Annotated in this window: 10 protein-coding genes; 1 reads left to right on the forward strand and 9 read right to left on the reverse strand. The window is 70.5% G+C overall.

Going from position 1 to position 12,114, the window contains the following annotated elements; genetic code table 11:
- Window positions 1-62 precede the first annotated feature (62 nt).
- The gene (gene ileS, locus ACIRFL_RS10935; RefSeq protein ID WP_404026414.1) at window positions 63-3,200 is read left to right on the forward strand and encodes an isoleucine--tRNA ligase; all 3,138 of its coding nucleotides are present in this window, start codon (window positions 63-65) and stop codon (window positions 3,198-3,200) included.
- 343 nt (window positions 3,201-3,543) lie between these two features.
- Here the strand turns inward: ileS and ACIRFL_RS10940 are convergent, their stop codons facing one another.
- From ACIRFL_RS10940 to ftsW, 9 genes are all read right to left on the reverse strand, one after another.
- Window positions 3,544-4,653: a DivIVA domain-containing protein gene (locus ACIRFL_RS10940; protein ID WP_404026416.1), complete on the reverse strand. Its 1,110-nt coding sequence runs from the start codon at window positions 4,651-4,653 to the stop codon at window positions 3,544-3,546.
- Window positions 4,654-4,706: 53 nt separating this feature from the next.
- Window positions 4,707-4,991, reverse strand: coding sequence for a YggT family protein (locus ACIRFL_RS10945; protein WP_388720719.1), 285 nt, complete (start codon window positions 4,989-4,991; stop codon window positions 4,707-4,709).
- Between the two features lie 50 nt (window positions 4,992-5,041).
- The gene (locus ACIRFL_RS10950) at window positions 5,042-5,683 is read right to left on the reverse strand and encodes a cell division protein SepF (RefSeq protein ID WP_404026419.1); all 642 of its coding nucleotides are present in this window, start codon (window positions 5,681-5,683) and stop codon (window positions 5,042-5,044) included.
- A gap of 128 nt (window positions 5,684-5,811) precedes the next feature.
- Window positions 5,812-6,564 carry a YggS family pyridoxal phosphate enzyme gene (locus ACIRFL_RS10955; RefSeq protein WP_404026421.1) on the reverse strand — a complete coding sequence of 251 codons (753 nt, stop codon included), beginning with the start codon at window positions 6,562-6,564 and terminating at the stop codon, window positions 5,812-5,814.
- A 6-nt stretch (window positions 6,565-6,570) separates the two neighbouring features.
- On the reverse strand, window positions 6,571-7,299 hold the full coding sequence (pgeF, locus tag ACIRFL_RS10960) for a peptidoglycan editing factor PgeF (protein WP_404026422.1): 729 nt from the start codon (window positions 7,297-7,299) through the stop codon (window positions 6,571-6,573).
- Entirely contained in the window at window positions 7,296-8,495 is a 1,200-nt protein-coding gene (gene ftsZ, locus ACIRFL_RS10965) for a cell division protein FtsZ (protein ID WP_404026425.1), read from the reverse strand. The genes pgeF and ftsZ overlap by 4 nt, the downstream gene beginning before the upstream one ends.
- Before the next feature lie 277 nt (window positions 8,496-8,772).
- Window positions 8,773-9,567, reverse strand: coding sequence for a cell division protein FtsQ/DivIB (locus tag ACIRFL_RS10970; protein ID WP_404026427.1), 795 nt, complete (start codon window positions 9,565-9,567; stop codon window positions 8,773-8,775).
- A 26-nt stretch (window positions 9,568-9,593) separates the two neighbouring features.
- Complete coding sequence (gene murG, locus ACIRFL_RS10975; protein ID WP_404026429.1) at window positions 9,594-10,682, reverse strand: undecaprenyldiphospho-muramoylpentapeptide beta-N-acetylglucosaminyltransferase; 1,089 nt, start codon at window positions 10,680-10,682, stop codon at window positions 9,594-9,596.
- A 6-nt stretch (window positions 10,683-10,688) separates the two neighbouring features.
- The gene (gene ftsW / locus ACIRFL_RS10980) at window positions 10,689-12,053 is read right to left on the reverse strand and encodes a putative lipid II flippase FtsW (protein WP_404026431.1); all 1,365 of its coding nucleotides are present in this window, start codon (window positions 12,051-12,053) and stop codon (window positions 10,689-10,691) included.
- Between the last annotated feature and the right edge of the window lie 61 nt (window positions 12,054-12,114).

Genomic DNA, 12,114 nt, shown 5'->3' on the forward strand with positions numbered 1-12,114 from the left:
AGGCCAGAAGGCTCTCGTCCCTCCGACGGAAGGCAGCACTCTCCGTTGGAGGAAGCCCGCAGATGACAGCGCCGACGTACCGCCAGGTGCCCGCCCAGGTGGACCTGCCCGCCCTGGAACACGGGGTGCTCGACTTCTGGCGCGAGCAGAAGATCTTCGCCAAGACCCTGGAGCAGTCCGAGGGCCGCCCCGAGTGGGTGTTCTACGAGGGCCCGCCCACCGCCAACGGCATGCCCGGCGCCCATCACATCGAGGCCCGCGTCTTCAAGGACGTCTTCCCGCGCTTCCGCACCATGCGCGGCTACCACGTGGGCCGCAAGGCGGGCTGGGACTGCCACGGCCTGCCGGTGGAGCTGGCGGTCGAGAAGGAGCTGGGCTTCTCCGGCAAGCAGGACATCGAGGCGTACGGCATCGCCGAGTTCAACGCCAAGTGCCGCGCGTCCGTCCTGCGGCACACCGACGCCTTCTCCGAGCTGACGACCCGCATGGGCTACTGGGTCGACCTCGACGACGCCTACGTCACGATGGACCCCGAGTACATCGAATCGGTCTGGTGGTCGCTGAAGGAGATCTTCAACAAGGGCCTGCTGGTCCAGGACCACCGGGTCGCCCCCTGGTGCCCGCGGTGCGGCACGGGCCTGTCGGACCACGAGCTGGCGCAGGGCTACGAGACGGTCGTCGACCCGTCCGTCTACGTCCGCTTCCCGCTCACCTCCGGACCGCTCGCGGGCGAGGCCGCGCTCCTGGTGTGGACGACCACCCCCTGGACCCTGGTGTCCAACACGGCGGTCGCGGCGCATCCCGAGGTCACCTATGTCGTCGCGACCGACGGCAAGGAGCGGCTGGTCGTCGCCGAGCCGCTGGTCGCCAAGGCGCTCGGCGAGGGCTGGGAGACCACCGGGCAGACGTTCACCGGCGCCGAGATGGAGCGCTGGACCTACCAGCGCCCGTTCGAGCTGGTGGAGTTCCCCGAGCCGGCCCACTACGTGGTTAACGCCGAGTACGTGACGACCGAGGACGGTACGGGCCTGGTCCACCAGTCCCCCGCCTTCGGTGAGGACGACCTCAAGGTCTGCCGCGCCTACGGCCTGCCGGTCGTCAACCCGGTCCGCCCGGACGGCACCTTCGAGGAGGACGTCCCGCTGGTGGGCGGCGTCTTCTTCAAGAAGGCAGACGAAAAGCTCACCGCGGACCTCGCCGCGCGCGGCCTGCTCCTGCGGCACGTGCCGTACGAGCACAGCTACCCGCACTGCTGGCGCTGCCACACGGCGCTGCTCTACTACGCGCAGCCGTCCTGGTACATCCGCACCACGGCGATCAAGGACCGGCTGCTGGCGGAGAACGAGAAGACCAACTGGTTCCCGGAGACCGTCAAGCACGGCAGGTACGGGGACTGGCTGAACAACAACATCGACTGGGCGCTGTCCCGCAACCGCTACTGGGGCACTCCGCTGCCGATCTGGCGCTGCGAGGACGGCCACCTCACCTGCGTCGGCTCCCGCGCCGAACTCACCGAGCTGACCGGCACCGACCAGTCCGGCCTCGACCCGCACCGTCCGTTCATCGACGAGGTCACCTTCGCCTGCCCCGAGTGCGCCAAGGAGGCCACGCGCGTCCCGGAGGTCATCGACGCCTGGTACGACTCGGGCTCGATGCCGTTCGCGCAGTGGGGCTACCCGTACAAGAACAAGGAGCTGTTCGAGAGCCGGTACCCGGCGCAGTTCATCTCCGAGGCCATCGACCAGACCCGCGGCTGGTTCTACACGCTGATGGCGGTCGGCACCCTGGTCTTCGACAAGTCGTCGTACGAGAACGTCGTCTGCCTGGGCCACATCCTCGCCGAGGACGGCCGCAAGATGTCCAAGCACCTTGGCAACATCCTGCAGCCGATCCCCCTCATGGACCGGCACGGCGCGGACGCGGTGCGCTGGTTCATGGCGGCGGGCGGCTCGCCCTGGGCGGCCCGCCGCGTGGGGCACGGCACCATCCAGGAGGTCGTCCGCAAGACGCTCCTGACCTACTGGAACACGGTCGCCTTCCAGGCCCTGTACGCGCGCACATCGCAGTGGGCCCCGTCCGCGGCGGACCCGGCACCGGCCGACCGCCCGCTGCTGGACCGCTGGCTGCTCTCCGAACTGCACGCGCTCACCGACCAGGTGACGCAGTCCCTGGAGGCGTACGACACCCAGCGCGCCGGCAAGCTGCTGTCCGCGTTCGTCGACGACCTCTCGAACTGGTACGTCCGCCGCTCGCGCCGCCGCTTCTGGCAGGGCGACAAGGCCGCGCTGCGCACCCTGCACGAGGTCGTCGAGACGGTGACGAAGCTGATGGCCCCGCTGACCCCGTTCATCACGGAGCGCGTCTGGCAGGACCTGATCGTGCCGGTCACCCCGGGCGCGCCCGAGTCGGTGCACCTGGCGTCCTGGCCCGAGGCGGAGCTGTCCACGATCGACCCGGAGCTGTCGCGACAGATGGTCCTGGTCCGCCGGCTGGTGGAGCTGGGCCGGGCCACGCGCGCGGAGTCGGGCGTCAAGACCCGGCAGCCGCTGTCCCGGGCGCTGGTCGCGGTCGCGGGCTTCGAGTCCCTCCACCCCGAGTTGCACGCGCAGATCACCGACGAGCTGAACGTCAGTTCCCTGGCCTCCCTCTCGGAGGTGGGCGGCTCCCTCGTCGACACGACGGCCAAGGCGAACTTCCGCGCGCTGGGCAAGCGGTTCGGCAAGCGCGTCCAGGACGTCGCCAAGGCCATCGCGAACGCCGACGCGGCGGCGCTGTCCCTGGCCCTGCGCGAGGGCACGGCGTCCGTGGAGGTCGACGGCGAGACGGTCGCCCTCGCCCCGGACGAGGTGATCATCACCGAGACCCCGCGCGAGGGCTGGTCGGTGGCCTCGGACTCGGGCGCCACCGTGGCCCTCGACCTGGAAATCACCGAGGAGTTGCGGCAGGCGGGCCTCGCCCGTGACGCGATCCGGCTGATCCAGGAGGCCCGCAAGAACAGCGGCCTCGACGTGGCGGACCGGATCGCGCTGCGCTGGACCGCCACGGACCCGGCGGTCATCGCGGCACTGTCCGAGCATGCGGGCCTGATCGCCGAGGAGGTCCTGGCCACGGACTTCGCCCAGGGTGAGGCGGACGACTCCTACGGGGACCCGTTCACCGACGAGGGGCTGTCGCTGACCTTCCGCCTGCGCAAGGCGTAGCCCAGCGGAACCGGAGAGGGCCGGGGGGGGGGGGGGGCCCGCCCCCCCCCCCGGGGGGGGGGGGGGGGGGGGGGGCCCCCCCCCCCCCGGCCCTTCGGTGTCGCACCAACACATGTGTTCCACAGAGCACTTGTGCCCCACCTGCCGCACCAGGCACTCAGTCGCAGGGGGCACATCGGTCACCCGCCGCCGGACCGGCATCGGATCCGCCTCAACTCGCCGCAGCCGCCGGGGACACCGTGAACGCGCGGAGCACAAGGGCGGGGCCCCGGATCGAGATCCGGGGCCCCGCCCTGTGAACGCTGCCGACGCCTACGGCGTACTACTTACCGTCCGGCGGCCCTCAGTTGTCGTCCTCGTCGATGAGGAATCCACGCATCGGCGAGGGGGCCTGGCCCATCGGGGACGGACCCTGCGGACGGACGGGAGCCATCGGCTGGGTCATCGCCGGGGACATCTGCTGCTGACCGCCGTAGGACGGGGCCGGCGGCGCGGGCGGACCACCCATCGTCTGGTTGCCGCCGTACGACGGGGCGCCGGCGCCGGCCGGGGCCATGGAAGGCGCCGGGGACGGCGGCAGGGAGGCGGCGGCCGGGGTGCGCGGCGGGGCCAGCGAGTCGTCGGCCTGGGTCTCCAGCTGACGCAGCTGCGACTCCAGGTACGACTTCAGGCGCGTGCGGTACTCGCGCTCGAAGCCGCGCAGGTCCTCGACCTTGCGCTCCAGCGTGGCGCGCGCGGACTCCAGGGAGCCCATCGCGACACGGTGCTTCTCCTGCGCGTCCCGCTCCAGGGCGTCGGCCTTGGCACGGGCGTCACGCTCCAGACCCTCGGCGCGGCTGCGGGCCTCGCCGACGATCTTGTTGGCCTCGGAGCGGGCCTCGGCGATCGCCTGGTCGGCGGTCTGCTGGGCCAGCGAGAGGACACGGGCGGCGCTGTCGCCACCGGGGCCCTGACCGGGGCCGCCCATCGGACCGCCCATGGGGGGGCCGCCCATCGGACCGCCCATCTGCTGCTGCATGGGGGGCTGACCACCCATCGGGCCCTGGCCCATCGGACCCTGACCCATCGGGCCGGGACCCTGCGGACCGCCCTGGCCGCCGGGACCGGCGGGCAGCTGCGGGGCACCGCTCGGCAGCTGGGGCGGCCCACCCATGGGGCCACCCATCTGCTGCTGCGGCGGGCCCGATATGCCGGCGGGCACCGGAGCGCCCGGACCTCGCATGCCCTGTTGCTGGTCCTGTTCCGGGGGCTTGCGCATGTTCTGCTGGTTCTGCGCGGCGGCCCGCGTGGCGGCCGCCAGCTTGGCGCGCAGGTCCTCGTTCTCGCGGAGCAGACGGGTCAGCTCGGCTTCGACCTCGTCGAGGAAGGCATCGACCTCGTCCTCGTCATAGCCTTCTCGGAGGCGGACGGTCGTGAACTGCTTGTTCCGCACGTCCTCGGGGGTCAACGGCATCTCTTCACCTCAACGTAGTCGTCGGCATTCGGCAAGACGGTAGTTCACATCGCTCACAGCCGACTCACGATCGCGATCAGGATGTAGACGATGATCATCAGTACGAAGAAGGACAGATCGAGCGCCACGCCCCCGAGACGCAGCGGCGGGATGAACCGCCGCAGGAGCTTGAGCGGTGGATCGGTGACAGTGTAGGTGGCCTCCAGAACGACCACCATCGCCTTGCCGGGTTGCCATGAGCGGGCGAACTGGAAGACGTAGTCCATGACCAACCGGAAGATGAGCACGATGAGGAAGCACATCAGCGCGATGTAGACCACGTCCAGGAACACGCTCATGATCCGTGCTTCCCTCTCCCCTGTTTCCGTGCGCTGTCCGGTGTTGCGTCTCAGCTCTGGTTGAAGAACCCGCCCTCTGCGATGCGGGCCTTGTCCTCCGCCGTGACATCGACGTTAGCAGGCGACAACAGAAACACCTTCTGCGTCACCCGCTCGATGCTGCCATGAAGACCAAACACCAAACCGGCCGCAAAGTCGACAAGTCGCTTCGCGTCTGTGTCATCCATCTCAGTCAGATTCATGATCACCGGAGTGCCCTCACGGAAGTGTTCCCCGATGGTACGGGCCTCGTTGTAGGTCCGGGGGTGAAGCGTGGTGATCCGGTAAGGCTCTCGTTCGGACACGACCTTGGGCATGATCACCGGTGCGCTCTTCTCCAGGGACTGACGTTCTTGTGTGATGGACGCCACGGGCGCGATACGCGCAGGACGTCCGGATTCCGCGGATAGCGAAGCGGGATGGGACACCGGTTCGCGCGGCGCCGGCGGCTGCACCACTCGTACCGATTCGCCCCGTTGGGGCTGATGTGATCCGTGCGCCTGGTGTGACGGCTCGTGCCGTCGGTGGTCCCGCTCGGGCTCCGGGTCCAGTTCGGGCTCGAAGTCGTCGTCGGGGTCGAATCCGCGGCCGTCGTACCCATCGTCCTCCACGAGGCCGAGGTAGACCGCCATCTTGCGCATCGCGCCGGCCATGCTCTGAGTCCTCCGCTCTGTGGTGGATCGACTGACGACTGCCAAGTGCCCGCGATCCACGAGGTCGTTGCGCCGCCTTTCGGCGACATTGACCATATTTTCTGCTGTGGTCCGACTTCTTGGCGACGTTACCCGAGCCTGGGGCGGACTCCGAGTACCGCGGTGCCGACGCGCACATGTGTCGCCCCGGCCGCCACGGCCTGTTCGAGGTCCGCACTCATCCCTGCGGAGACCATGGTGGCAGCCGGATGGGCTCGGCGCAGGTCAGTCGACAAATCCATCAACCGGTCGAAGGCGGCGCGTTGACGGCCGGCGTACTCACCGGCGAGCGGGGCGACGGTCATCAGCCCGTCGAGCCGCAGCCCCGGCGCGCCGGCGACGAGGCCGGCCAACTCTTCGATTCCGCCCGGCGTCACGCCGCCGCGCTCGGCCCCCGGGACCCCGCCCGGCGCCGGTGCCGCCGGGCCCGCGGGCTCCGCCGCGTCGAGGGCGACCTGGATGAGGCAGCCCACCTCGCGTCCGGCGCGCACGGCCTCCTTCGAGAGCGCCGTGACGAGCCGGGAGCGATCGACGGACTGCACGACATCGGCATAACCGACCACGGAACGCACCTTGTTGGTCTGCAACTGACCGACAAAGTGCCATACAAGGGGCAGATCCGAGCAGGCGGCCGCCTTGGGTGCGGCGTCCTGGTCGCGGTTCTCCGCCACATGGCGCACACCGAGTTCCGACAGGATCCGTACATCGCTCGCCGGGTAGGTCTTGGTGACCACGATCAGGGTCACCTCCTCCCGCTTGCGCCCGGCCGCCGCGCAGGCCGCGGCGATCCGTTCCTCCACTTTCGCCAGGTTCGCGGCGATCTCATCCCTACGGTCCGTCATGCCCCATCAGTCCAGCCACACATAGCCCGCGAGCCGCCCGGTGGTGCGGTCGCGGCGGTACGAGAAGTGATCATCCGACTCCAGCGTGCACACCGGTGACTGCGCCCGGTCGCGCACCCCGAGCCGATCGAGCTGCGCGTGCACGCCGGCGCTCACGTCGACCGCCGGTGTGCCCCAGCTCGTCTCGGAGTGCGCCGCCGGTTCGACGGCACTCACATCGGCGCGCATCGCCTCCGGCACCTCGTAGCACCGGCCGCAGACGGCGGGCCCGGTGCGGGCGACGATCCGGGCCGGGTCCGCGCCCAGTTCCATCATCGCGTGGACCGCGGCGGGGACCACCCCGGCGACCAGCCCCGGCCGGCCCGCGTGGGCCGCGGCGGCGACCCGGGCGACGGGGTCGGCGAGCAGGACGGGTGTGCAGTCGGCGGTGAGCACGGCGAGCGCGAGCCCGGGCCGGACGGTGACGATCGCGTCGACCTCAGGTGCCGGGCGGTCCGCCCAGGGGCCGTCGACCACGGCGACGCCGGCGCCGTGGACCTGGTTCATCCACACCACCCGCGCCGCGTCGAGCCCCAGCGCCTTGGCGGCCAGTTCGCGGTTGGCGCGTACGGCGTCGGGGTCGTCACCGACCGCTCCGCCGAGGTTCAGCTCCTCGTACGGAACGGCGCTCACCCCGCCCCACCTGTCGGTGAAGGCGAAGTGCGCGCCGTTCACGGTGTCGCGCTGTCCTATCACTTCAGGAAGTCCGGCACGTCCAGTTCCTCGGCCGCGCTGTCCGCGTAGGTACGCGGCGCCGGGGGGATGGGCGGGGCGACCGGGGCCTCGCTGACCGGGGCGGGCGCGGGCTCCGGCTCCTCCTGCGGGGTCACGCTGCCGAGCGAGCCGAAGGACGGGCGGCTCTCGGGCTGCCGGGCCGGGGCCGGCTCCTCGCGGCGGCCCGAGGTGGAGGCCGAGCCGAGCATGTTCTCCCGGCGGGCCGGCGGCTGGCCGCCGTCGAAGCCGGCCGCGATCACGGTGACCCGCACCTCGTCGCCGAGGGCGTCGTCGATGACCGCGCCGAAGATGATGTTGGCCTCGGGGTGGGCCGCCTCACTGACCAGCTGGGCGGCCTCGTTGATCTCGAACAGGCCGAGGTCGGAGCCGCCGGAGATGGAGAGCAGCACGCCCCGGGCGCCGTCGATGGACGCCTCCAGCAGCGGCGAGGAGATCGCCATCTCGGCCGCGGCCACCGCGCGGTCGTCGCCGCGGGCCGAGCCGATGCCCATGAGGGCGCTGCCGGCCTCGGACATGACCGACTTCACGTCGGCGAAGTCGAGGTTGATCAGGCCGGGCGTGGTGATGAGGTCGGTGATGCCCTGGACACCGGAGAGCAGGACCTGGTCGGCCGACTTGAAGGCGTCAAGCACCGAGACCTGGCGGTCCGAGATGGACAGCAGCCGGTCGTTCGGGATGACGATGAGGGTGTCGACCTCTTCGCGGAGTTCGGCGATGCCGTCCTCGGCCTGGTTGGCGCGGCGCCGGCCCTCGAAGGTGAAGGGGCGCGTGACCACGCCGATGGTGAGGGCGCCCAGGGAGCGTGCGATGTTGGCCACGACGGGCGCGCCGCCGGTGCCGGTGCCGCCGCCTTCACCGGCCGTCACGAAGACCATGTCGGCCCCCTTGAGGACCTCCTCGATCTCCTCGCGGTGATCCTCGGCGGCCTTGCGGCCGACGGCCGGGTTGGCGCCCGCGCCGAGCCCGCGGGTGAGTTCGCGGCCGACGTCGAGCTTGACGTCGGCGTCGCTCATCAACAGCGCCTGCGCGTCGGTGTTGATGGCGATGAACTCGACGCCCTTGAGACCGACTTCGATCATCCGGTTGATGGCATTGACACCACCGCCGCCGACACCGATGACTTTGATGACTGCGAGGTAGTTCTGCGGTGCTGCCACGTCGAAGGCCTCTCGCCTCGATTACGTGTCGACGCCTCGCGACCTTGCCGCGATCCGACGACTGATGCCGAATGGGACGGTCCGAGAGCCGACCCGAACCCTAACGCTGAAGTTTAGGGTTACCAGTGTGCCTGTTCCTTGGACTCTTCCGGACAGGACACTAAGTCGACAAGTGGCGCACGTTCAACGAACACGCCGAACCTCCCGTTTTTCTTTTCACCCTATGTGATCAGCCGTAGCGCTGCCCACCCAGGGTGCTGGCCTGCGCTGATGTGCGTCAACTCCCCGATGACGCCGGTGCGGTGGGCACCGTGACGTCGAAGTGCCGCGCGTCGGGGGCGGCTTTCATGAGGGCGGTGAGCGTGCGGGCCTTCGCCGGGCCGTTCTCGGCACTCCCCCACGAGACCGTCCGGCCGCCGCTCAACTCCAGTGAGATGTCGTCGTAGGAACGGACCTTGAGAGTGCGGGTGGTGCGGGCGACGGCGGGCGGAATGTCGGCGGCGATCCGCACCGCCTCGCGCACCAGTCCTTCGGTGCCGAAACGCCGCAGGCCGGCCGCGGCCGTACCCGGCCGGGAGATGGCCAATTCCATTACGGGAACGCCTTTCGGCGCCTGCGCAACCGTGGCGAAACGGACACCTTCGTGGTCCACTTCGACGAACTCCCCGCCCTTGTGCATGACGAGAACCGCAGTGCGCTCGGTCACCTTCACGCCGATTTGGTGCGGCCATGACCGGACGACGTCGACGGAGTCAATTCGCGGCAGTTTCCTGCGCAGTCGGGCCTCGATCGCATCGGTGTCGATGGACACCAGTGGCGCCCCGACCGGAACGGCGGCGGTGGAACGCACCTGCGCGGGGGTCAGTACCCGGGTCCCGGAGACGGAGACGCGCTCCACTCGCAGCCACGGTGAGCCGTACAACAGCCAGACAGAACCACTCGCGAGGAGGACGACGGCCACGGCCAGAATGACGATCGTACGAAGGCGGGGTCTCCTCGACCGCCGGGCGGGCGGCGGGCCGGACGACTCCTGCTGGCGTTCCCCGCGCTCGGCGGTGGTCGGTCCGGCCACGCTGGGCACCCTTTCGTCATACGGTCCTAACGGCGCGAGGCAATTGCCTCGTACACCATGCCGACGAGCAGGTCGTCGGCGTCCCGGCGGCCGAACTCGCCCGCGGCACGGGACATCTCGTACAGCCGGTGCGGATCGGCGAGCACGGGCAGGACGTTCTGCTGCACCCACTCGGGCGTGAGTTCCGCGTCGTCGACGAGGAGCCCGCCGCCGGCCTTCACCACCGGCTGGGCGTTCAGGCGCTGTTCGCCGTTGCCGATGGGCAGCGGGACGTAGACGGCCGGGAGGCCGACGGCGGAGAGTTCGGCGACGGTCATCGCGCCCGCACGGCAGAGCATCATGTCGGCCGCGGCGTACGCGAGGTCCATCCGGTCCAGGTAACTTACCGGGATATAGGGGGGCATCCCCGGCATCTGGTGGACCTGTGGCAGTTCGTTCTTCGGGCCGACCGCGTGCAGGATCTGGATGCCGGCCTGCTGGAGCCAGGGAGCGACCTGCTGGACCACCTCGTTGAGGCGGCGGGCGCCCTGCGAGCCGCCGGAGACGAGCAGCGTCGGCAGGTTCGGGTCCAGGCCGAACATCGCGCGGGCCTCCGGGCGCGCGGCGGCCCGGTCCAACGTGGCGATGGAGCGGCGCAGCGGGATGCCGATGTAGCGGGCGCCGCGCAGCTTGCTGTCCGGTGTGGAGACGGCGACCTGGGCCGCGTACCGGGAACCGATCTTGTTGGCCAGGCCGGGGCGGGCGTTGGCCTCGTGGATCACGATCGGCACGCCGAGGCGCTTGGCGGCCAGATAGCCGGGCAGGGCGACATAGCCGCCGAAGCCGACGACGGCGTCCGCCTTGGTGCGCTCCAGGATCTGCTCGGCCGCCTTGATGGTGCCGCGCAGCCGGCCTGGCACGGTGATCAGCTCGGGTGTGGGCTTGCGCGGCAGCGGCACCGCGGGGATCAGCGCCAGCTCGTAGCCGCGCTCGGGAACGAGCCTGGTCTCCAGGCCGCGCTCCGTGCCCAGGGCCGTGATCCCCACGGTCGGGTCCTGCCTGCGCAAGGCGTCCGCGAGGGCGAGCGCGGGCTCGATGTGGCCCGCGGTGCCCCCGCCGGCGAGTACGACATGCACCGAAATTCACCGCTCTCCGGACGAACGCGCCGCCGAGGCACGCCGTCGCATCGTGTTCCATCTCCGAGGCTCCCGGCCGAAGCCGGAGCCCCCCGCCCGCTTTCTACCAAAGCGAGGTTGCCGCATCGCAAGCGCCGCTCGCGCAGCGGGCTCGTCGCGCGCGAAGGCGATCAGCAGCCCGATGGCGAACATGGTCGGCAGCAGGGCGGATCCTCCGTAGGAGAACAGCGGGAGGGGGACGCCCGCGATCGGCAGCAGGCCGAGCACCGCACCGATGTTGATCACCGCCTGGGCGGTGATCCAGGTCGTCACGCCTCCCGCGGCATACCTCACGAAGGGATCCTCCGTGCGTCCGGCCACGCGGATACCCGCATAGCCTAGAGCCGCGAAGAGGGCCAGCACCGACAGTGTCCCCGCGAGGCCCAGTTCCTCACCGGTCACGGCGAAGATGAAATCGGTGTGGGCCTCGGGGAGTTGGCCCCATTTTTCCACGCTCGCGCCGAGCCCGGAGCCGAAGAGTCCGCCGGAGGCGAGGGCGTAGATGCCGTGCACGGCCTGCCAGCAGTCGGCGACGCCCTCCTTGGGTTCCGTGGCGCCGATGCAGGCGAGGCGGGCCATCCGGTTGTCGCTCGTCTTGATGAGGATCACACCGAGCGTGGCGGCGATCGACAGCACGCCGACGAACAGCCGGGTCGGCGCCCCCGCGACCCACAGCAGCCCGAACAGGATCGCCGTCAGGATGATCGCGGTCCCCATGTCGCCGCCGAGCATGATCAGCCCGAGCAGCAGGAAGGCGACCGGGACGAGCGGCACCAGCATGTGCTTCCACTGGGCCAGCAGCTTCTTGTCCTGCTTGCGCGCGATCAGGTCGGCGCCCCACAGCACCAGCGCGAGCTTGCCGAACTCGCTCGGCTGGATCTGGAACGAGCCGCCGAGGGCGATCCAGTTCTGGTTGCCCTTGACCGCCATTCCTATCCCCGGCACCTGCACCAGGGCCATCAGGAAGACGGCGCCCGCGAGGATCGGGTAGGCCAGCGCCCGGTGCAGCTTCACCGGCATGCGGGCGGCGGCGAACAGCAGCCCGCCGCCGATGGCGGCGGCCAGAAACTGCTTGCGGAAGAAGTACGAACCGGGCAGGGACAGTTGCAGCGCGGTGATCTGAGAGGCCGAGTAGACCATCACCAGACCGAGCACGGTGATGAGCAGACTGCCGCCGAGGATCAGGTAGTACGCGGTGAGCGGCCGGTCCCATGCCTTCTTCGCACGGTCGCGGAGCCCGCGCAGCGGGTTGTCCCGAGGGGCCCTGGGGGGTGCCGCGGGCCGCCGTACGGACCGCTGCACCGGAGGGCGCCCCGTGCGGCTACCGGGCATCGCCGGCTCCTGACCAGCCGCGGGGGGCACGCCCGCCCGGGGGCGCCCCGGTCCGTCCGGG

This window comes from Streptomyces sp. NPDC102462, from assembly GCF_044765425.1.
GTDB lineage: Bacteria > Actinomycetota > Actinomycetes > Streptomycetales > Streptomycetaceae > Streptomyces.